The sequence below is a fragment of the Achromobacter xylosoxidans genome, from assembly GCF_014490035.1.
Taxonomy (GTDB): Bacteria; Pseudomonadota; Gammaproteobacteria; order Burkholderiales; family Burkholderiaceae_B; genus Achromobacter; species Achromobacter bronchisepticus_A.
This window is the reverse complement of the sequence record NZ_CP061008.1, coordinates 6046850-6066340: the sequence shown is the minus strand read 5'-3', so window position 1 is coordinate 6066340 and position 19491 is coordinate 6046850. Positions and strand designations below refer to the sequence as shown.

The 19491-nt window shown below is 65.9% G+C and carries 20 protein-coding genes; 15 read left to right on the top strand and 5 right to left on the bottom strand.

What is annotated here, in order from left to right; genetic code table 11:
* Nucleotides 1-3: 3 nt before the first annotated feature.
* A complete protein-coding gene (locus IAG39_RS28150; RefSeq protein ID WP_118933908.1) occupies nt 4-702 on the bottom strand; it encodes a fumarylacetoacetate hydrolase family protein in 699 nt (232 codons plus the stop codon).
* A gap of 78 nt (nt 703-780) precedes the next feature.
* Nucleotides 781-1833 (bottom strand): gentisate 1,2-dioxygenase, encoded by a 1053-nt coding sequence (gene gtdA / locus IAG39_RS28145; protein ID WP_118933907.1) that lies wholly within the window; start codon nt 1831-1833, stop codon nt 781-783.
* 167 nt (nt 1834-2000) lie between these two features.
* Between gtdA and IAG39_RS28140 the strand changes: the two genes are divergently transcribed.
* Together IAG39_RS28140 and IAG39_RS28135 are read left to right on the top strand one after the other, a co-directional pair.
* The gene (locus IAG39_RS28140) at nt 2001-2936 is read left to right on the top strand and encodes a LysR family transcriptional regulator (RefSeq protein ID WP_118933906.1); all 936 of its coding nucleotides are present in this window, start codon (nt 2001-2003) and stop codon (nt 2934-2936) included.
* The gene (locus IAG39_RS28135) at nt 2936-3481 is read left to right on the top strand and encodes a hypothetical protein (protein ID WP_059379077.1); all 546 of its coding nucleotides are present in this window, start codon (nt 2936-2938) and stop codon (nt 3479-3481) included. Before IAG39_RS28140 ends, IAG39_RS28135 begins: the two co-directional genes overlap by 1 nt.
* Before the next feature lie 207 nt (nt 3482-3688).
* Here the strand turns inward: IAG39_RS28135 and IAG39_RS28130 are convergent, their stop codons facing one another.
* The 3 genes from IAG39_RS28130 to mpl all read right to left on the bottom strand — a co-directional run bounded on the left by IAG39_RS28130 (nt 3689) and on the right by mpl (nt 7669).
* Nucleotides 3689-5593: a ribonuclease catalytic domain-containing protein gene (locus IAG39_RS28130; protein WP_118933905.1), complete on the bottom strand. Its 1905-nt coding sequence runs from the start codon at nt 5591-5593 to the stop codon at nt 3689-3691.
* Between the two features lie 73 nt (nt 5594-5666).
* Complete coding sequence (locus IAG39_RS28125; protein WP_059379074.1) at nt 5667-6269, bottom strand: YqiA/YcfP family alpha/beta fold hydrolase; 603 nt, start codon at nt 6267-6269, stop codon at nt 5667-5669.
* A gap of 29 nt (nt 6270-6298) precedes the next feature.
* Nucleotides 6299-7669, bottom strand: a complete 1371-nt coding sequence (gene mpl, locus IAG39_RS28120; protein ID WP_059379072.1) for a UDP-N-acetylmuramate:L-alanyl-gamma-D-glutamyl-meso-diaminopimelate ligase — start codon at nt 7667-7669, stop codon at nt 6299-6301.
* A 127-nt stretch (nt 7670-7796) separates the two neighbouring features.
* Between mpl and IAG39_RS28115 the strand changes: the two genes are divergently transcribed.
* The 13 genes from IAG39_RS28115 (at nt 7797) to IAG39_RS28055 (ending at nt 19465) form a co-directional block, all read left to right on the top strand.
* Nucleotides 7797-8330, top strand: a complete 534-nt coding sequence (locus tag IAG39_RS28115) for a TlpA family protein disulfide reductase (protein ID WP_118933904.1) — start codon at nt 7797-7799, stop codon at nt 8328-8330.
* A gap of 89 nt (nt 8331-8419) precedes the next feature.
* Entirely contained in the window at nt 8420-8854 is a 435-nt protein-coding gene (gene aroQ / locus IAG39_RS28110) for a type II 3-dehydroquinate dehydratase (protein WP_013391376.1), read from the top strand.
* 87 nt (nt 8855-8941) lie between these two features.
* Nucleotides 8942-9400, top strand: a complete 459-nt coding sequence (gene accB, locus IAG39_RS28105) for an acetyl-CoA carboxylase biotin carboxyl carrier protein (RefSeq protein ID WP_118933903.1) — start codon at nt 8942-8944, stop codon at nt 9398-9400.
* A 9-nt stretch (nt 9401-9409) separates the two neighbouring features.
* Nucleotides 9410-10756 (top strand): acetyl-CoA carboxylase biotin carboxylase subunit, encoded by a 1347-nt coding sequence (gene accC / locus IAG39_RS28100; protein WP_059379067.1) that lies wholly within the window; start codon nt 9410-9412, stop codon nt 10754-10756.
* Between the two features lie 103 nt (nt 10757-10859).
* Nucleotides 10860-11789 (top strand): 50S ribosomal protein L11 methyltransferase, encoded by a 930-nt coding sequence (prmA, locus tag IAG39_RS28095; RefSeq protein ID WP_118933902.1) that lies wholly within the window; start codon nt 10860-10862, stop codon nt 11787-11789.
* 24 nt (nt 11790-11813) lie between these two features.
* Nucleotides 11814-13175, top strand: a complete 1362-nt coding sequence (locus tag IAG39_RS28090; protein WP_187774068.1) for a DUF3426 domain-containing protein — start codon at nt 11814-11816, stop codon at nt 13173-13175.
* Nucleotides 13176-13187: 12 nt separating this feature from the next.
* Nucleotides 13188-14129, top strand: a complete 942-nt coding sequence (locus IAG39_RS28085) for a carbohydrate kinase family protein (protein WP_118934846.1) — start codon at nt 13188-13190, stop codon at nt 14127-14129.
* A gap of 207 nt (nt 14130-14336) precedes the next feature.
* Nucleotides 14337-14840, top strand: a complete 504-nt coding sequence (locus IAG39_RS28080; protein WP_059379058.1) for a glycine zipper 2TM domain-containing protein — start codon at nt 14337-14339, stop codon at nt 14838-14840.
* Nucleotides 14841-15257: 417 nt separating this feature from the next.
* Nucleotides 15258-15497, top strand: a complete 240-nt coding sequence (locus IAG39_RS28075) for an acyl carrier protein (protein WP_006226661.1) — start codon at nt 15258-15260, stop codon at nt 15495-15497.
* Nucleotides 15475-16662, top strand: a complete 1188-nt coding sequence (locus tag IAG39_RS28070; protein ID WP_059379057.1) for a D-alanyl-lipoteichoic acid biosynthesis protein DltD — start codon at nt 15475-15477, stop codon at nt 16660-16662. Before IAG39_RS28075 ends, IAG39_RS28070 begins: the two co-directional genes overlap by 23 nt.
* Nucleotides 16659-16868 carry a hypothetical protein gene (locus tag IAG39_RS28065; RefSeq protein ID WP_059379055.1) on the top strand — a complete coding sequence of 70 codons (210 nt, stop codon included), beginning with the start codon at nt 16659-16661 and terminating at the stop codon, nt 16866-16868. Before IAG39_RS28070 ends, IAG39_RS28065 begins: the two co-directional genes overlap by 4 nt.
* 7 nt (nt 16869-16875) lie before the next feature.
* The gene (locus IAG39_RS28060) at nt 16876-18003 is read left to right on the top strand and encodes an MBOAT family O-acyltransferase (protein ID WP_059379054.1); all 1128 of its coding nucleotides are present in this window, start codon (nt 16876-16878) and stop codon (nt 18001-18003) included.
* Between the two features lie 16 nt (nt 18004-18019).
* Nucleotides 18020-19465, top strand: a complete 1446-nt coding sequence (locus IAG39_RS28055; RefSeq protein WP_118934844.1) for a D-alanine--poly(phosphoribitol) ligase — start codon at nt 18020-18022, stop codon at nt 19463-19465.
* Nucleotides 19466-19491: the final 26 nt, after the last annotated feature.

Below are 19491 nucleotides of genomic sequence, written 5' to 3'. Positions count from 1 at the left end.
GGTTCACGCCATCTGCACGCTGAGCGTGCCCAGGCCGTCCACGCCGCCGACCATCTTGTCGCCGCGCACCACCGGGCCTACGCCTTCGGGCGTGCCGGTGTAGATCAGGTCGCCGGCTTCCAGGCGGAAGTACTTGGACAGGTAGGCGACGGTTTCGGCGACTGACCAGATCAGCTTGCCGATGTCGCTTCTTTGTTTGTCGGCGCCGTTGACCTGCAGCCAGATGGCGGCCTGGTCGATGTTCTTGACTGCGCCAGCAGGATGCAGGGGGCCGATGGGCGCGCTCTGGTCGAAGGCCTTGCCCAGTTCCCACGGGCGGCCGGCCTCGCGCATCTTCATCTGCAGGTCGCGGCGGGTCATGTCCAGGCCCACGGCATAGCCCCAGACGTGTTGCAGGGCCTCGTCGACGGAGATGTTGGCGCCGCCCTTGCCAATGGCCGCCACCAGTTCGATCTCATAGTGCAGATTGGCGGTCTCAGAAGGATAGGGCAGCGACAGGGTGCTGCCTTCTGCCACCGGCACCACGGCGTCGGCCGGCTTGCAGAAGAAGAACGGCGGTTCGCGGTCGGGGTCGAAGCCCATTTCGCGGGCATGGGCGGCGTAGTTGCGGCCGACGCAATAGACGCGGCGCACGGGAAAGCTGTCCTGGCTGCCGGCAACGGGCACGGCGATGGGGGCTGCGGGGTCGAAGACGAAAGACATGGGTCACCTTTAAGGAATGCGGAGCGGGGCCTGGCGCGGCCCCGGCCTGAAATGGAAGCGGAGGGAGCGCGCCGGCTTCTAGCCGACGCGCGCTTCGCGCCACACGCCCAGCGCGTCCTGCACGGGGCGGTCGGAATAGCTGAACAGGGTGGCGTCGTCCAGCGCGGCCAACTGCACCGGCTGCCAGGACGGCGCGACGAAGACGTCGCGCGGCCCGAAGTGGAATTCCTGGTCGCCGATGCGCGCGGTGCCGCGGCCTTCGACCACGCTGTAGACAGTGGAGTCGGTGCTGCGGCAGGTCTTGCCCTGGAATCCGGCAGGCAGGAATTGCATGAAGGTGGCCATGGTCGGCATGGGGTAGCCGCCGGTGGCCGGATTCAGGTAGCGCAGCTTCACGCCGTCCCAGGGATCCAGCTCGCCGTGGCGGTAGAGCTGGTCCAGCGCCTCGCGGCTGCGTTCATAGGGATAGTTGAAGATGGGCGAGGTGCCGCTGGAGGTCTGGTGGCGCACCGGCGCCATGTTGTGGCCGTAGCGCGCCATGCTGTCGCCCTCGGGGCGGGTCACGGGTTGTGTGGCCGAGGGATAGTTTTCGGCGAAACCCGCGTCCAGGAAGCGCAGCAGCGGAATGTCCAGGCCGTCCAGCCAGACCACGGGCTCGCCGCCTTCGGCGGTTTCGGCGTTGCCATGGTCGTGCCAGGTCCATGACGGGGTGATGATGAAGTCGCCGGGGTGCATGGTGGTGCGTTCGCCGTTGACCGCGGTGTAGGCGCCGCGGCCTTCGACGATGAAGCGCAGGGCCGACTGCGTGTGGCGGTGGCTGGGCGCGATCTCGCCGGGCAGGATCAGTTGCAGGCCCGCGTACAGGCTCTGCGTGATGCTGGCCTGGCCGGGCAGGCCGGGATTCTCCAGGATGAGCACGCGCCGCACGGCTTCTTCCGCCGTAATGAGCGAACCGGACGCCATGACGTCGTCGCGCACGTCTTCGTACTTCCAGATGGCGGGGACGCAACGCGGCGCGGGTTCGCGCGGCACCAGGTTGTGCAGCGACTCCCACAGGGGCGCCATGTGTTTTCTGGCAATGCGTGCGTAATAGGCGGCGCGGTCCGCGCCGGGGGGGTGACCGTCGGGCATGCTTGTCTCCGGAATGTCCGGCTGGCGCCGGCTTCGCGTGGCCGCCGCGTGGTTCGCGGCTGGTCCTGATATGGAGACGATTATGCGTAAGGAGCTATGTGTTTTGAAATGAATTTATCTTATTATCCATACCAATAAGAATATACATAGACGAGACGAGGGCCTGCATGGACTGGACCCACCGGTTGCGCCTGCGCAATCTGAAAATGCTGCTCAGCCTGGCCCAGACCCGCAACATCAGCCACTCGGCCGCGATGCTCAATACGACGCAGCCGGGCTTGTCCAAGTGGCTGAAGGATCTGGAAGACGACATCGGGCTGCCGTTGTTCGAACGGCATGCGCGCGGCCTGCGGCCCACGCCGCACGGCGACGTGCTGATCGCGCATGCCCAGCGGGTGGAGGCGCAACTGGATCGCGCCAGCGCGGACATGGCGGCCTTGCGCGAGGGCGGCGGCGGCCGGGTGGTGATAGGCGCGTCGGGCGCGTCGGCGTCGGACACGGTGCCGCTGGCGGTGATGAAGCTGCTCGAGCGCATGCCACAGGCCCGCGTCAAGCTGGTGGAGGGCACGACCGACCAACTGCTGGCGCAGTTGGCGCAGGGCGACCTGGACATCGTGGTGGGACGTTCGGCGCCGGAGCATCACGACCCGGCGATCCGCTTCGAGGCCCTGTACCTGGAACCCATCCATCTGGTTGCGCGGCCGCGCCATCCGCTGTTCGCGATCGAGCAGCCCTCTTGGCCGGACCTGCTTTCTTACCGCTGGATCCTGTGGCCCAAGGGCACGCCCATCCGCAATGCGGTGGACGCGGCGCTGGCGGCGGCGGGCCAGGCGCCGCCGCCGGACCACGTCGAATCGAATTCGGTGACCATCAATCTCACGTTGATCAACAACAGCGACATGATCGGCGTGGCTTCGCACCGGGCGGCGCTGCGGTTTTCTCAGATGCGGGCGATGCGGATCATTCCGGTGCGGCTATCCGGCTTCGGGTCGGTGGCGATGTACTGGCGCGAGGACCCGTTCCGTCCGATCGCGGTGCAGGAGGCAATGGCGGCTTTGCGCAGCACGGTGGCGGAACACGCGCCGGGCGCGGCGAGGGCGTGATGGATGCGCCGCGAGCGGGGCTGAACGCGTTGATCGCGCAGTGCCGCAAACTGGAGGCGGCGCTGCCGCAGCGGGACCAGCTAGCCATGTCGGCGGCGATGCATCGCTTCGTGGCAGAGATGGATGCGCGTCGCGCGCCACCGGGGATGTGGTCGCCGCTGGTGTTGGCGGTGCTGGTGATGACAGGCGGGTTGGGTGTAGGGATAGGCCTGCTGAGCCTGTTGCTGCGCGGCGCGGGGCCGGCATTGGCGGCGTTCGCGCTGGTGCTGGTCTGTGCGGCGACGGCCCTGGCGTTGGCCATCGGCGTGGTCGCCTTCATGGGCGGGCACGCATTCGGGCTGGTGCTGCTGAAGCGGCTGTCCTTGGGCTTGATAGCTGTCGGCTTCCTGGGCTTGATCGCGTGGACGCAAGGGGATGTTCGGGCGGTGGGGCCGGTGGTTGCTCTGCTCGGCGGGCTGGGAGCTTGGCTGGTGCTCAATAGCAATGGGTTTTATGTGTTTGCGGGGTATCAGATGGCGCGGAGGTATATGGAGCGGCGGGGATAACAACTTTCAAAACGCCTCGCCCACAAAAATACGGACAGGCTCAGACCTGCCGTTTATGCCAGCCGAACTGGAGGATCAATTTTTTCATCGCTTAAATAGCATCAACAGGCCTGATCTGAACAACGATCAGGCTTCCAACGCCTTAAACACAAAAAAACTGACCTCTCCCTGTTCGCTGCCCCCGGGCTGCCGCCAGAGCAGAAGGCTCTACTCCTGCCCACCCACAGCCGGACTAATCTCCCCGATATACCGGCAATCCAGCTCCAGAGACAACTCATCCATCCCCAGGATATCGATCTCCACCGCAGTCCCCCGCTCCAGCTCCGGCATCCCGCCCACCCGAGTCACCAGCGGCGCATTCGCGAACCGCACCAGATCCTCGCGCAGCACGTGCGCCACGGTGCGGGTCACGCTGTGCTGTTTCAGCCAGCGCAGGCACCAGTAGCGTTCCATTGCGCTCTGGAACTCCGCCCAGGCCGCGTATTGCGCATCGAACGCGCCGATGATGGCGAACAGGTCCGCGTCGCGCGGCTTGAAAGGGGCGACCAGGCGGGCGGACACGCCGTGTTCGACCGCAGCGATCAACTGCCACTGGTTCACCAGGTCCACGTAGCGGCGTAGCGGCGAGGTGCTCCAGGCGTATTGCGGCACGCCGATGGCCTCGTGCGGCAGGGCCTGGGTGCTCATGCGCACGCGGCCCGCCTGTTGCGAACGGTAGATGCCCGGCACGCCGTGCTGGTGCAGCAGGCCGCCCCAGAGGTTGTTCGCCAGGATCATGTATTCCGCCACCATGCGGTCCAGCGGCGCGTTGCGCTGGCGCGGCACCAGGCGTACCGGCGTGTCGGGATCGTCGGGGTTGCCGTCCAGGTAGAAGCTGTACTCCACCCGCGAATTGTTTTCCGGCTTGCCGCGCACGTTTTCGCGTTGCGCCGACAGGGCCTGCGCCAGCTTCCACAGCGGGCGCAGCCAATGACCATAGGGCAGGTCGGCCGACGGATCGGACAGGCTGGCTTCCGTGACCTGGGCGTCCAGCATGTTGTGGCGCAGGTTCTCGCGCACCACGATACGTTCCAGGCGGGTTTCCGATTCGATGATTTCGCCGGTTTCCGGATCGGCCACGACGTACAGGGACAGCGCCGGCACTTCGCGGCCGGCGTCCAGCGAGAACGCCTGGATGATGCTGTCCGGCTGCATCGGGATCTTGTCGCCCGGCATGTAGACGGTGGACAGGCGCGCGCGCGCCAGCTTGTCGAAATCGCTGTCGCGGGTCACGGTGATGCCCGGCGCCGCCACGTGCACGCCGACGCGCAGGCGGCCGTCGGGCAGGGTGGAGACGGACAGCGCGTCGTCGATTTCCGTGGTGGTGACGTCGTCCACCGAATAGATTTCGGCGTCGGACAACGGCAGCTCGCGGTCGATGGCAGGCAGTTCCAGATCCGGGAACGCCAGCCCGCGCGGGAAGTTCACCGCCAGGAAGCGGCGCTTGTGCAGCGCCAGCGCGTGCGGCCAGGCGCCCAGCTCCAGCAGCAGGCGGTCGGGGCTCTTGCCCAGCTTGGCGCAGGCTGCATCCAGCGCCTTCCACTGCTGCGAATTCTTGTCGGGGCGGATCAGCAGCGATTCCGCGGCCTGGGCGATGGGCTCGGGCAGGCGTCCGGCAGCCATTTCATCGACCCATTCCTGCTGCTGCTCGGCCTGGCGCTGTTTTTTCTCCAGGGCGGCCAGCGCGGCGGCCAGGATGTCCGGCGGGGCGGGGCGGTAACGGCCCTTGCCGCGACGATGGAAGTACGCCGGCGCGCCGTGCAGGCGCATCAGCAGCGCGGCCTGTTCCACCGGCGTGGGCGCGTGGCCGAAGTAGTCGGCGGCCAGCGCGGGGGAATCGAATTCATCCTGCGGCGCGCATTCCCACAGGAATTGCAGGTCCAGGGTTTCGGCGGTCGCGGCCGCCTGGCTCATCAGCGCGGTCGGTTCGGGCGAGGCGAAGGTGAACAAGGTATTGGCGCGCTTGATCTTGCTGCGCTTGCCCGATTCCGATTCCACCTGCAGGCTGGCGTCGGTCTCGGACAGGATATTGCCGGCCTTGAAGCTGCCGTCGTCTTCGTAAAACACATACATGGTGGGGATCGTCCTGGGCGGCGCGCACGCGCCGCCTTGCGCTGCTATATAGAGTGGTGAAGTCTGATACTGATTATTGGGGGCGAACCTGCTTGTCGCCAAGGGCGAATTCAAGCACTTCGGGCATCCATTCCGCAAAATCGGACAAACCGTGGTCGCTGCCTTGCACGATGCGCTGGCGGCAGCCCGCGTAACGGTCGCGCATTTCGCGCCAATCCAGCACCTCGTCGCCGGTGGCCGCCACCAGGAAGTAGCGGTCGGGGTGGGTGATGCGGGGGACATGGATGGCGGCCAGTTCGTCCACGTATTCGGGCAGGAAGACGAACGGCGCGTCGGAATGATACATGCGGTGCTCGCCGATCTGGGTGGCGAGGTCGCGGGCGGCCTCGACCGCCGGATTCAGCAGCACCGCCTTGCAGCCCAGCTGTTCGGCCAGCCAGGTGGCGTAGAAACCGCCCAGCGAAGAGCCGATGACGGTCAGCGCGCGGGGAGAGTCCGCGCCTTCCAGCTGGCGCCGGGCGATCTCCATCGCCAAGGCGACGGCCTCGCGCGGGCTGGCGGGCAGTTGCGGGCAGGCCCAGGCCGCCGACAGGCCGCGTTCGGCCATGGCGTCGGCCATCATGCGGGCCTTGAGCGAGGTCGGCGAGGAACGGAAACCGTGCAGATAAAGAATCATTGCTCGCCTTTGCGGTGTCTTTGGCGGAATCAGCCGCGCGCCTGCAGGGCGTCCAGCAGCTTGCCGTGCACGCCGCCGAAGCCGCCGTTGCTCATGACCAGCACCTGGTCGCCCGGACGAGCGGCGCCGGCCACGGCGGCGACCAGCGCGCCGATGTCATCGTAGCTGGAAGCCCGGTCGCCCAGGGGCGCCAGCACTTCCGCCGGATTCCAGCCCAGGGCGTGCTTGCCCGCGTGCGCGCCGAAGCAGAACACCAGGTCGGCGTCGGCCAGGGCTGCGGGCAGGCGGGCGGCCATGGTGCCCAGCTTCATTGTGTTGGAGCGCGGCTCCAGCACTGCCAGGATACGGGCCGGCCCGACCTGGCGGCGCAGGCCTTCCAGGGTGGTGGCGATGGCGGTGGGGTGGTGCGCGAAATCGTCATAGACCTTGATGCCGTTGACCGTGCCGCGCAGCTCCATGCGGCGCTTCACGCCCGCGAAGCGGCTCAAGGCCTCGATGCCCTGGGCTGCCGGCACGCCCACGTGTTCGGCGGCGGCCAGCGCCGCCAGCGCGTTCATGCGGTTGTGTTCGCCCGTCAGGTTCCAGCGCACGGTGCCGGCTGTCACGCCGCCGCGCAGCACGCTGAACGCGCCTTCGGCATCCGGCGCCGTTGCCTGCCAGGCGCCATCGGCGCCGAACGTGACGGTTTCGGACCAGCATCCGCGCGCAATCACGCGGTCCAGCGCGGCGCAGCGCGCCGGGCGCACGATGCGGCCCGATCCGGGAATGGTGCGCACCAGGTGGTGGAACTGGGTCTCGATCGCCGCCAGATCGGGGAAGATGTCGGCGTGATCGTATTCAAGATTGTTCAGGATGGCCGTGCGCGGACGGTAATGCACGAATTTCGAGCGCTTGTCGAAGAAGGCCGTGTCGTACTCGTCCGCCTCGATCACGAAGGGACGACGCGACGGATCGAAGCGCGCCGACACGTGCAGGTCCTGCGCCACCCCGCCAATCAGGAAATTGGGCGCCATGCCCGCGGCTTCCAGCACCCAGGCCAGCATCGAGCTGGTGGTGGTCTTGCCGTGGGTGCCGGCCACCGCCAGCACGTGCTGGCCGGGCAGGATGTTGTCGCCCAGCCATTGCGGGCCGGACACGTAGCGCGCGCCGGAGTCCAGGATGGCCTCCATCAGCGGATTGCCGCGGCTGACTACGTTGCCGATCACGTAGAGATCGGGCTTGAGCGCCAGCTGTTCCGCGCCGAAGCCTTCGATCAGCTCGATGCCTTGTTCGGACAGTTGCGTGCTCATGGGCGGGTACACGCCCGCGTCGCAACCAGTGACCTTGTGGCCGGCAGCGCGCGCGATCAGCGCCAAGCCGCCCATGAACGTACCGCAGATGCCAAGAATATGCAGGTGCATTGAAAAACTCTCCTGTCCTGCATTGTATATATATAGAGTGGCGACCCGCCGCGGCCCGCACGGCGCGAAACCTGCGCGGCGCAAAACCTGCGCGGCGCAAAACGGCGGCAGCGGTTATGATCGCGCCATGAATCGACGCCTACTTCTTTCCGCCGGCGTGGCCATAGCCGCCACGGTTGCGGGCGGCTATACCCTGATGGGCCGTAAGACCTCGACGCCCTCGGCTACTGCCGATGCCGGCGATCCCGTCGCCGCGCTGATGCAGATGCCGCTGCCTGACTTGAACGGGGCGTCTCATACGCTGGCAGGCTGGAAAGGCCAGCCCATCGTGGTCAATTTCTGGGCAACCTGGTGCGCGCCTTGCGTCCGAGAAATGCCCGAACTCGACGTCTTGCAGAAAAAATACCCGCATGTACGGTTTGTCGGCATTGGCGTCGATTCGGCTGCGAATATGCAAAAATTTGTCGAGAAAGTACAGGTTTCCTACCCCTTGTGGGTGATAGGCGCCGGCGCTATCGATACATTGCGTAAGCTGGGAAACCCCAGCGGCGGCCTGCCTTTTACTATTGTTTTCAACGCAGATGGCGGAATTAACCGGAAGATATTGGGTGAAATCCAGCCCGATGACTTGGATCGCACCCTGTCTGGTTTAAAGGCGTAAGTCTGTTGGACAAATAGTAGGAATTGGCGTAAAAAGCTGGTTTATCGGCTGTTTTGCCAACAATTGGCAAACCACTCATTGGCAAGCGCATGGCGCAAAACATACTGGTATTGCATGGCCCGAACCTGAACCTGCTCGGCACCCGAGAACCTCACATCTACGGCAGCCTCACGCTGCAACAGATCAACGAGGGTCTTGAGCTGCTCGCAGGCGAACTGGGCGCCACGCTGACAGCGTGGCAAGGCAATCACGAAGGCGCATTGGTTGACCGCATCCAGGCGGCCCGGCAAGACGGCACCGACTTCATCATCATCAACGCGGCGGCATATACGCACACCAGCGTCGCAATTCGCGATGCGCTGGCTGGGGTCGCGATCCCATTTATTGAAGTACATTTGTCCAATCTGTATAAGCGAGAGCCCTTCAGGCATCACTCGTATCTGTCCGACTTGGCGGTAGGCCTCATCAGCGGCCTGGGCGCGGACGGCTACGAGGCGGCTCTGCGTTACGCAGTGCGGCACTGATCTCGCACCAAACCACAGCATTTACATCTTATACGGCGCGGACCCGACGCAGGGACGTCGCCGACACTATCTCGGGAAGCAGCTTCTATGGACCTCCGAAAACTCAAAACCCTGATCGACCTGGTGGCTGAATCGGGCATCGCCGAGCTGGAAATCACCGAAGGCGAAGGCAAGGTGAGGATCGTCAAGTTCTCGCAGACCTTGCAACCGGTCGCCTACCACCACCCCGAAGCCGGCGTGCCGGTTGCGCCAGCGGCCCAGGCCGTCGCTCCGGCCGCGCCCGCCGCCGCCGAAGCTGCGCCGGTGATCCAGGGCCATGTCGTGAAGGCTCCGATGGTCGGCACGTTCTACCGCGCGCCGAACCCGGGCGCCGCGCCGTTCATCGACGTGGGCGCCACCGTCAAGGAAGGCGATCCGCTGTGCATCATTGAAGCCATGAAGCTGCTCAATGAAATCGAAGCCGACAAGTCCGGCGTCATCAAAGAAATCCTGGTCGAAAACGGCGAGCCCGTCGAGTACGGTCAACCCCTGTTCGTCATTGGCTGATAGCTGAAAATGTTCGAAAAAATCCTGATCGCCAATCGGGGCGAAATCGCCCTGCGCATTCAGCGCGCTTGCCGCGAGCTGGGCATCAAGACCGTGGTGGTGCATTCCGAGGCCGACCGCGAAGCCAAGTACGTGCGCCTGGCCGATGAATCGGTGTGCATCGGGCCCGCGCCGTCGCGTGAAAGCTACCTGAACATGCCGGCCATCATTTCGGCGGCCGAAGTCACGGATTCCGAGGCAATCCACCCGGGTTACGGGTTCTTGTCCGAAAATGCCGACTTCGCCGATCGCGTCGAAAAGAGCGGCTTCGTCTTCATCGGTCCGCGTCCCGACACCATCCGCCTGATGGGCGACAAGGTCAGCGCCAAGCGCGCCATGATCGAAGCCGGCGTGCCGGTGGTGCCGGGTTCGGAGGGCGCGTTGCCCGACGATCCGCAGGAAATCGTCCGCATTGCGCGCGAAGTCGGGTATCCGGTCATCATCAAGGCGGCAGGCGGCGGCGGTGGCCGCGGCATGCGCGTGGTGTACACCGAGGCCGCGCTGCTGAACGCCGTCACCATGACGCGTTCCGAAGCGGGCGCCGCGTTCAACAACCCCGAAGTCTATATGGAGAAGTTCCTGGAGAATCCGCGCCACGTGGAAATCCAGGTGCTCGCCGACGGCGGCCGCAACGCGGTCTGGCTGGGCGAGCGCGATTGCTCCATGCAGCGCCGCCACCAGAAGGTCATCGAAGAAGCGCCGGCGCCCGGCATCGCGCGCCGCCTGATCGAGCGCATCGGCGACCGCTGCGCCGACGCCTGCCGCAAGATGGGCTACCGCGGCGCGGGTACGTTCGAGTTCCTGTATGAAAACGGCGAGTTCTATTTCATCGAAATGAACACCCGCATCCAGGTCGAACACCCGGTCACCGAGCTGATCACCGGCATCGATCTGGTCCAGCAGCAGATCCTGATCGCCGCCGGCGAAAAGTTCACGCTGCGCCAGCGCGACATCGAATTCAAGGGCCACGCGATCGAATGCCGCATCAACGCGGAAGATCCGTTCCGCTTCGTGCCCAGCCCTGGCCGTATCACCAACTGGCATACGCCGGGCGGCCCGGGCGTGCGTATCGATTCGCATGCGTTCAACGGCTATTTCGTGCCGCCGAACTACGACTCGATGATCGCCAAGGTCATTACCTACGGCGACACGCGCGACCAGGCGCTGGCCCGCATGCGCACCGCGCTGTCGGAAATGGTGGTGGAAGGCATTTCCACCAACATCCCGCTGCATCGTGAAATGCTGCAGGACGCCCGCTTCATCGAAGGCGGCACCAGCATCCATTACCTGGAACACAAGTTGGCTCAGCGTCCCTGACCGCGATCCGGGGGCTTTCCGCTCCCGGGCCGCTCCTGTTTTGTTTTACGGTCAACGGGCCGCGGCGCAAGCCGCGGCCCGTTGACCAGATGGAAGAATCATCATGCGTGAACTCGTGCTCCATTGCCTGGAGGCGCAGGCCGAAGCCCTCTCGGACGCCTTGCTGGAAGCAGGCGTGCTGTCGGTATCCGTCGAAGATGCCGACCTGGGCACCGATGACGAACGCCCCTTGTTCGGCGAACCGGGCACCGAGCCCGACGTGCAGGCCTGGGACCGCAATCGCGTCGTCGCCCTGCTGCCCGACGGAGCCGATCCCGCGCAGATCATGGAAGAAGCCGCCGCCGCGGGCGAACTCGATCCCGCCGTGTTCGAGGGCTGGAGCCTGCGCGACGTGCCCGACGCCGACTGGGTGCGCCTGACGCAGTCGCAGTTCGGCCCCATCCATATCGCCGAACGCCTGTGGATCGTGCCCAGCTGGCACCGCGACAACCCCGATGTGCCGGCCTTCGAGCCGGACGCCGCCACCCAGGAAGGCGCGATCCACATCGAGCTGGATCCGGGCCTGGCTTTCGGCACCGGCAGCCATCCCACGACGCATCTGTGCCTGGCTTGGCTGGAAGCCGAGTTGCGGGCCGGCGCCACGCTGCTGGACTACGGCTGCGGCTCGGGCATCCTGGCGATCGCAGCGCGCAAGCTGGGCGCGGGCCCGACCCAGGCGGTGGACATCGATGCCCAGGCGGTGCAGAGCACCATCTTCAATGCCGAGGTCAACCATGTCGAGCTGCAAGCCATGCTGCCCGATGGACTGGCGGAAGGCACTTTCGAAGTGGTGGTGGCCAACATCCTGTCCAATCCTCTGAAGGTGCTGGCGCCCATGCTGGCCGGACGCGTCGCCGCGGGCGGTCATCTGGTGCTGTCCGGCGTGCTGGAGCGGCAGGCCGAGGAAGTGGCCGCCGCCTACGCGCCCTGGATCGCCATGTCGGTCTGGCGCGCGCGCGATGGCTGGGTGTGCTTGCACGGCCAGAAGGCCTGAGCGCTGCCGCCGCTGGATCGCGCCATGGCCCTGACCACCCGTTGCCCGCAGTGCGGCACCACCTTCAAGGTGGTGCCTGACCAGCTACGGGTCCGCAATGGCCTGGTGCGCTGCGGCGCCTGCTCGACCGTGTTCGACGGGCGTGCCTGCCTGCTGCCGGCCGCCGGTGCGGCGCCGCAAGCCGTGCCGCCCGCCGCGCCGCCGATGCCGGTGACACCCGCCGCCAGCCAGGCCGCACCGGTCCTGGCGACGCCGGCAGCGGCTGTTGCGCCGCAGGTGCCGGCAGCCCCCATTGCACCTCTGCCTCCCGCCACGCCGCCGGCTGCGCGTTCCGCGCCCGCGGTGGATTTTTCACAGATCCCGCCCTGGGACGACGAGCCGGAACCGCCGCGCGCGCCCGTGGCGGCGCCCTATGGTGCGCCCGCGGTGCCGCCTGCCGTGCTGCGCGGCCGCGACGATATCCGCCGGCGCGCCGAACCGATACCAGGCGAGGAAGATGCGGGGCGGCATGAGTCGGACGACCTGGCCGACGACGACATCGACGCTGACGAGGATCCGCTGCGCTGGACTGCGCCCGCCGTTTCGAGGGCGGGGCATCATGCCGATACGGCCGCGCGCGGCCCGCTCGCTGAGCCGTCCTTCACCATAGGCCGCGCTCGCGCCGATGTGCGCGACGAAGCGCGCGACGACGAATACGACAACGAATACGCCGACGAGCATCGCGACGAGGACCCCGGCGATTACCGGGAAGACTACCGCGACGATCACGGCCCCGGCCGCGAAGACGCTGGCGAGCCCGTGCTGGGCGACACCCGCACGCGTTATTCCAGCGCCACCGACGTGGGCCGCGCGCCGCCCGAATTCCTGGATCAGGACCGCGAGGAGCGGCAAGGCCTGTTGCGCAAGGTCTGGGGCTATGCCTGCCTGGTCGGCCTGATCGCGCTGGGCCTGCAGCTGGTGTACGCGTACCGCACCGATATCGCCAATTCCGTGCCCATTCTGCGGCCGGCGCTGGAGATGGCGTGCCAGCCGCTGGGCTGCACCGTGGGATACGCGCGCCGCCTGGAACTCATTCACATCACCTCCTCGTCGCTGCAGCCGCCGACCGGCGCGGCAGCGATCGATGACGGCCGCAGCCGCTTGGTGCTGACGGTGGTGATGCGCAACCGTCACGACAAGCCGCAGCACTGGCCCGCCCTGATGCTGGACCTGAACGACCTGTCGGATACGGTGGTGGTGCGCCGCGCGCTCAAGCCCGAAGATTATCTGACGCCCGAGCAGCTGCGCGGTCCTTTCGCGCCTCAGGGCGAATTGAAGATTTCCGTGCCGATCGAAGTGACTGGCGTCCAGGTCAATGGCTTTCAAATCAATAAATTCTTTCCTTAAGGGATGACTCGCATGGCTACCCCAGTTCTGGTTTGCGGTTCGATGGCGTTCGACACCATCGCGGTGTTCGAAGGGCGTTTCAAGGAACACATTCTCGCCGACCGCATCCAATCGTTGAGCGTGTCGTTCCTGGTGCCCAGCATGCGCAAGGAATACGGCGGCTGCTCGGGCAACATCGCCTACAACATGAACCTGCTGGGCGGCAAGCCCGTGCCCGTCGCGACCGTGGGCGAAGACGCGGGCGAGTACATGGAGCGCATGGCGGGCCTGGGCATCGATGTCAGCCGCGTGAAGGTGATTCCGGAAACGTTCACCGCGCAGTGCTTCATCACCACCGATCTGGACGACAATCAGATCACCGCCTTCCATCCGGGCGCCATGTCGCACGCGGCGGAAAACGATCTGAGCGACGCCGATGCGGCCTGGGCCATCGTTGCGCCCGACGCCAAGGAAGGCATGTTCGCCCATGCCGAGCGCCTGCATAAGCGCGGCATTCCGTTCATCTTCGACCTGGGCCAGGCCATGCCGCTGTTCGACGGGGCAGACCTGGAGCGCATGCTCAAGCTGGCGCAGGCGTTGACGGTGAACGATTACGAAGCCGGCGTGGTGGAGCAGCGCACGGGTCGCAGCATGGACGACATCGCCCGCAGCTTGCAGGCGGTGGTGGTGACGCGCGGCGCGGAAGGCGCCACGTTGCTGACCGAAGGCAAGACCATCCTGATCCCGCCGGTGCGCGCGGCGCAGGTGGTCGACCCGACCGGCTGTGGCGACGCGCAACGCGGCGGCCTGCTTTACGGCCTGACCAGCGGCTGGGGCTGGGAAGACAGCTGCCGTCTGGGCAACGTCATGGGCGCCATCAAGATCGCTTCGCGCGGACCGCAGAATCATGCACCCTCGCGCGCCGAGATCGACGCCGTGCTGCACGCGACTTACGGCATTCATCTGCCGCTCTGAGACCCTCGGGAACCCGGCAGTTGAGCTGAGGTCGAAGCGTTGGGAAGGGATGAAGACGCGCTGTTCCGGCGTCTTGACCAGCCGAGCTTTTCGCCGGGTTTTTCAGCTTCTGGCGGTGCGTTTCAGTGTGTTGCAGCATCGCTGGCCCCAATTCGGGGTCAGGGTATGATGAGTACATCGTCGGCAACGGCCGATCGAGGAGTCCAAATGAATCAAAGCAAAACTTTTTCCCTGGTGACGCCGCGCGCGGGGCGCTGGCTCGCGATCGCCGCCGTCGTGACCTCGATGGCGGTCCTGGGCGGCTGCGCCAACCGCAGCGCGTCCAGCGGCGTCTACAGCTATGACCAGGCGCAGCGCGAGCAGATCGTCCGTACCGGCACGGTCACTGGCGTGCGTCCCATCGTGATCCAGAACGACAAGTCCAGCGGCGTCGGCATGGTGGCCGGCGGCGCGCTGGGCGGCGTGGCGGGCAACGCCGTCGGCGGCGGCACCGGCCGCACCATCGCCACCGTGGGTGGCGTGATCCTGGGCGCGCTGGCAGGCAATGCCATCGAGAACCAGACCGGCAAGAATTCCGGCTACGAAATCACCGTGCGCCTGGACAACGGCGAAACCCGCGTGGTCGCGCAGGAAGCCGATGTGCCCATCAGCGTGGGCCAGCGCGTGCAGGTGATCAGCGGCGCCGGCCCGACCCGCGTCACGCCGATGTAATTACTGTCCAGCGCCGCTTGCGGCGCGGCCAGGCAAGAAAGCCCCCGTCAGGGGGCTTTTTTGTTGCCGGCGACATCGGGCGAAAACGGGGGCAAGGCGGTAGAAGCCGCGCAAGCGTAAAAATCTGTCGCTCGGCCGCAACGCCGCGCCCAGGGACTTACCCGCGAACGTTACGTTTGCCAGCGTTTTCTCGCGATTTCCTCCAAAAGCGTCATGGAGATTTGACGAACGTAGTGCCATGATTGCGCCTGCGAACGACGTCGCATTGCGAAAATCATGTAACTGAGTGCATCGGAGCGTCGTTTGTCGGGGGGCTGGATGTTCAGCCTGGTTTCAGCAGTTTCTTTGTAATCTCATCGTCCTGAATCCCGGGGCGGGGGATTGTTGGCCGATCAGGCCTGTAACGCCGCACTATCTATGCATACCGAGCAAGAACTCCACACCAAGATCGGCGAGATCGTCGAGTCGATCGTCATGAAGAAAGTCACCCCCGATACGCAGTTGATTGCTACCGGCCTGGTCGATTCGCTCGCCGCCGTGGACATCACGCTGGCGGTCGAGTCGGAGTACGGCTGCAGCATCCCGGCTCCCGAGATCGCGGAGCACCTACAGTCGGTCCGCACGCTTGCCGGCTATGTCGCTGCCCATACTTCGTAATACCCGGCTGTTGTCTCACGTCGCGGCAGCCGCGACGGCGGTGGCTCTGGCGGTGGGTACGTATTGCGGCGCGGACGATCTGCTGAGCCGCATCGTGAATCCCATGTCGTCGCCTTCGGCCGCGGCCGCCGCCAAGAGCAACTACCTGCCCAACCTGGGACCGGACTGGGGCACCCAGCACGTCAACCTGAACCGCCTGGGCAACGCCCTGAGCGATGGCACGCTGGTCGTGCTCGGCTCGTCCGAACTGTCCAGCCACGACCTGCGCTTCGTGCCTTACCGCTTCTTCCCCGAAGAGCTGAAGGTGCCGACGCTGGCCTATGGCCACGCCATGTTCCAGTCCTACGGCATCGTCAGCGTGCTGGAGTCGGTGGCGGACTCGCTCACGCCCAACACGCGGCTGGTGATCATGCTGTCGCCGGCCTGGTTCGCTTCGGGCGGACAGTTGCCGCGCAGCGCATTCGCCGAGCATGTCACGGGCCCGGTCTGGGATCGCCTCTGGGACAAGCCCAATACGCGCGAGCAGATGCAGACCTGGATCAGCGACAACGCCAACTGGGGCCTGTTGTGGCTCATCGCCAACGGTCAGGTCGCAGAGCTGAAGGACAAGCTGGCGCTGTGGTGGCACGCGCGCAAGGAACCCGCGCCCGACCGCCCGCGTACCAAGCTGTCCGTGCCGGCGCACCGCTACGTGTCGTGGCCGTCGGCCGCCCGCCTTGACCAGGGCGAGTGGGGGCGTTTGACGCATCAGGCGCGCGCGGTCGAGCAGGATCTGGGCGGGCACAACCCCTACGACGTGCGCGACGACTACTACAAGCAGTACCTGGCGCCGCTGTACTCGCCCGCCCGCAACGAGTTTGCCGACGTTGACCCGATCACCCGCACGGAACTCGGCGATCTGTCGCGCGTGATGGCCTTGCTGCAGCAGCGCAAGGTCCACGCCTACTTCGTCATCCAGCCCTTCAATCCCAAGCTCATCCTGGACGTGGAGCGCTTCGACCCGGTGGTGGCCGCCATCACGGGCATGTGCGAGCGCTACCAGATGGGCTGCCTGGATCTCTACAGCATCCCCTTCGAGCCGGGCATGCTGCGCGACGACATGCACCTGGCCGAACTCGGCTGGGCCATGGCCGATCAAGGTATTGCGGAGTACTTTTCCCGATGAGCAAGATTCTTCCCGCGGCCGCGCCAGAGGCCGGCCGCGCTGTTGAAGGGCAGGAAAGCCGCAAGGCGGCTGCGGCCTGGGGCCGCCGCTTTCTCTGGCACCTGTGCCTGTATATCGGCGTGATCCTGGTGTTCGTGCTGCAGGCGCAGCCCACCACGGGCAGCGGCGGGCCGATCAAGGTCGAATTCCAATACCAACAGTTCTGAGCCCGCCATGGAATTGTTCGCAAGCTTGAGCTTTTTCGGCGGCGCCCTGTGCGGTGGCCTGGGACTGTTGGCCTACCGTTCCTTCGGCATGCCGTTCCGTATCGGCTACCGCCACATCATCGGCGTGATCTGCCTGGGCGTGTGGATGGCGGTGTTCTGGGCGCGTCCGTATCAACCCATCGCCTTGCTGGCCATTTCCGGCAGCGCGCTGTGGGCGGTGCGGCGCAACTACATCCCCACCTGGCTGGCCGTGATCATCACCATGACGCCGCTGCTGCTGGTGAAGACGGGCGTCTCGCACCTGGGCGCCATGCTGGGACTGTCGTTTGCCACGTTCCGCGCCATCGACGTGCTGCTGTTCGCGCAGCGCAACGAGCGCGTGTCGCCGCTGGACTACTTCATCTACCTGTTTTTCCCGCTGACGCTGCTGGCCGGTCCCATGTACCGCTGGCGCAATTTCCAGGCGGACCTGAAGCGCGGCTATGAAGGCGTGAACCTGAACACCTGGCTCAGCGGCCTGGAGCTCATCATGCTGGGCGTGATCCAGAAGTTCGGCGTGGCCGAACTCATCTGGCGTTACGGCCTGGCGACGCTCGACGCGCATGATTACTCATTCACCGGCGTGGCGCTCAACGCCTCGCTCTACAGCGCCTATCTGTTCTTCGACTTCGCCGGCTATTCCACCATGGCGATCGGCATCGGCATGCTGTTCGGCTTCACTTTGCCGATCAACTTCCGCAATCCGCTGGCCACGCTCAACCCGCAGGACTTCTGGCGCCGCTGGCACATCAGCCTGTCGGAGTGGCTGCGCGACGTGGTGTTCATGCCCATCTACAAGGCGCTGAGCAAGACCAAGTTCTTCGGACGCCACCGCATGGCGGCGCAGAACATCGGCATCTTCGCGACCTTGCTGGCCATGGGCGTCTGGAACGGCCTGTCGCTGCACTACATCGTCAGCGGCCTGATGTTCGGCGCGTACTCGGTGGGCCACAACCTGCTGATCAACGCGGCGCGCACCCGTCCGGCCTTGCAGGCTGCGCTGGCGCAACCCGTCATGCGCTTTCTCGGGCGCGTGCTCACCCTGATTCTTGCTGCGCTGGCGCTATATGTGTTCAGCGGCCGCAGTCCCATCTGACGCCGGGAGTTTCGGCATGCGTTTCGATCTGAAGTCTTTCCAGTTCACGGATACCGAATATGCGCCTGACGCGCCTGCGGTCGTCGCCGCAGACCGCAGCCTGAGCTGGTCGCAATTGCGCGCCGAGGCCGGCGCCTGGGCCGACGAGGCGCGCAGGCATGGCGTGGCGCCGGATGTGCCGGTGGCCATTTATGGCCACAAGGAAGCTGCGTTCTTCGTCGCCATGGTGGGCGCCTTGCTGATCGGGGCGCCGTTTGTGCCGGTGGATACCATCTATCCGCAAGAGCGTTTGCGCCGCATCGTCGAGATCGTGCGCGCCGCCGCCGTGTTCGATGCGGCCAGCGGCCGCTTCACGCCGGGCGAGGGCGCCATGCTGGAAGAGCGCGGCCTGGCCTACGTCATGTTCACGTCCGGCAGCACGGGCGATCCGAAGGGCGTGCAGATCGGCCGCGAAAGCGTGGGCCTGCTGGGCGACTGGATGCTGGGCAGCTTCGGCCTGGGCGAGGCGCCCGTGTTCATGAACCAGGCGCCGTTCAGCTTTGACCTGTCCATGTACGAAGTTTTCGCCACCTTGGCCGCGGGCGGTTGCTGCGTGCTGAACGCACGCGAGCAGATCGCCGCGCCTGCCGCCTGGATGGCCCGTTTGGCCGAACACGGCGTGACGGTCTGGGTCTCCACGCCGTCGTTCGCGCACCAGCAGCTGGCCAATCGCGACTTCTCGCCGGCCTCTTTGCCCAAGCTGCGCACCTTCCTGTTCTGCGGCGAGCCGCTGCCTTCGGCGCTGGCCAAGAAGCTGCGCCAGCGTTTCCCGGATGCCGTCATCCTCAATACCTATGGCCCCACGGAAGCCACCGTGGCGACCACCTGGATCGAAGTCACCGACGCGGTCCTGGCCGCGCACGATCCGCTGCCCGTGGGACATGCCAAGCCGGATAGCGTGCTGATCGTGGACGAAGGCGAGATCTGCATCGTGGGCGACCACGTCATGCGCGGTTATCTGAATCGCCCGGACCTGAACGAAGCCAAGCTCTACACCTATGCCGATGGCCGCCGCGCCTTCCGCACGGGCGACCTGGGGCAGATGGAGGGCGACGGCCTGCTGTTCTGCCGCGGCCGCATGGACGACCAGATCAAGCTGAACGGCTATCGCATCGAGTTGGCGGAGATCGACGAAGCGTTGCATGGTCTGCCGGGCGTGGAGGGCGGCGCCTGCGCGGTGTTGCGCCGGCCTGACGGCACCGCGGTGCGCTTGATCGGATTCGTGGCGGGAGCGGAAGCGGAACAGGCGCCGCGCATTTTGGCGCCTGAGGCGCTGGCGGGCTGGAAAGAGCGGCTGGCACAGCGCCTGCCGCCTTACATGGTGCCGTCCGAACTGGTGGCCTGCCCGGCGCTGCCGATGTCGAACAATCACAAGATCGACCGCAAGAAGCTGGTCGAGATCTACGCCGGCATTCCGGCGTAAGGTCTGGCGGGGCGCGGCCCCGCCGC

Bases quoted from the DNA above. Each gene is read 5' to 3' on its own strand.
- IAG39_RS28130 (WP_118933905.1), bottom strand. From the start codon at position 5,593: ATGTATGTGTTTTACGAAGACGACGGCAGCTTCAAGGCCGGCAATATC.
- IAG39_RS28135 (WP_059379077.1), top strand. From the start codon at position 2,936: ATGGATGCGCCGCGAGCGGGGCTGAACGCGTTGATCGCGCAGTGCCGC.
- IAG39_RS28065 (WP_059379055.1), top strand. From the start codon at position 16,659: ATGAGCAAGATTCTTCCCGCGGCCGCGCCAGAGGCCGGCCGCGCTGTT.
- IAG39_RS28060 (WP_059379054.1), top strand. From the start codon at position 16,876: ATGGAATTGTTCGCAAGCTTGAGCTTTTTCGGCGGCGCCCTGTGCGGT.
- mpl (WP_059379072.1), bottom strand. From the start codon at position 7,669: ATGCACCTGCATATTCTTGGCATCTGCGGTACGTTCATGGGCGGCTTG.
- gtdA (WP_118933907.1), bottom strand. From the start codon at position 1,833: ATGCCCGACGGTCACCCCCCCGGCGCGGACCGCGCCGCCTATTACGCA.
- IAG39_RS28150 (WP_118933908.1), bottom strand. From the start codon at position 702: ATGTCTTTCGTCTTCGACCCCGCAGCCCCCATCGCCGTGCCCGTTGCC.
- IAG39_RS28090 (WP_187774068.1), top strand. From the start codon at position 11,814: ATGGCCCTGACCACCCGTTGCCCGCAGTGCGGCACCACCTTCAAGGTG.
- IAG39_RS28075 (WP_006226661.1), top strand. From the start codon at position 15,258: ATGCATACCGAGCAAGAACTCCACACCAAGATCGGCGAGATCGTCGAG.
- accC (WP_059379067.1), top strand. From the start codon at position 9,410: ATGTTCGAAAAAATCCTGATCGCCAATCGGGGCGAAATCGCCCTGCGC.
- IAG39_RS28125 (WP_059379074.1), bottom strand. From the start codon at position 6,269: ATGATTCTTTATCTGCACGGTTTCCGTTCCTCGCCGACCTCGCTCAAG.
- IAG39_RS28070 (WP_059379057.1), top strand. From the start codon at position 15,475: ATGTCGCTGCCCATACTTCGTAATACCCGGCTGTTGTCTCACGTCGCG.
- aroQ (WP_013391376.1), top strand. From the start codon at position 8,420: ATGGCGCAAAACATACTGGTATTGCATGGCCCGAACCTGAACCTGCTC.
- IAG39_RS28140 (WP_118933906.1), top strand. From the start codon at position 2,001: ATGGACTGGACCCACCGGTTGCGCCTGCGCAATCTGAAAATGCTGCTC.
- IAG39_RS28115 (WP_118933904.1), top strand. From the start codon at position 7,797: ATGAATCGACGCCTACTTCTTTCCGCCGGCGTGGCCATAGCCGCCACG.
- accB (WP_118933903.1), top strand. From the start codon at position 8,942: ATGGACCTCCGAAAACTCAAAACCCTGATCGACCTGGTGGCTGAATCG.
- IAG39_RS28055 (WP_118934844.1), top strand. From the start codon at position 18,020: ATGCGTTTCGATCTGAAGTCTTTCCAGTTCACGGATACCGAATATGCG.
- prmA (WP_118933902.1), top strand. From the start codon at position 10,860: ATGCGTGAACTCGTGCTCCATTGCCTGGAGGCGCAGGCCGAAGCCCTC.
- IAG39_RS28080 (WP_059379058.1), top strand. From the start codon at position 14,337: ATGAATCAAAGCAAAACTTTTTCCCTGGTGACGCCGCGCGCGGGGCGC.
- IAG39_RS28085 (WP_118934846.1), top strand. From the start codon at position 13,188: ATGGCTACCCCAGTTCTGGTTTGCGGTTCGATGGCGTTCGACACCATC.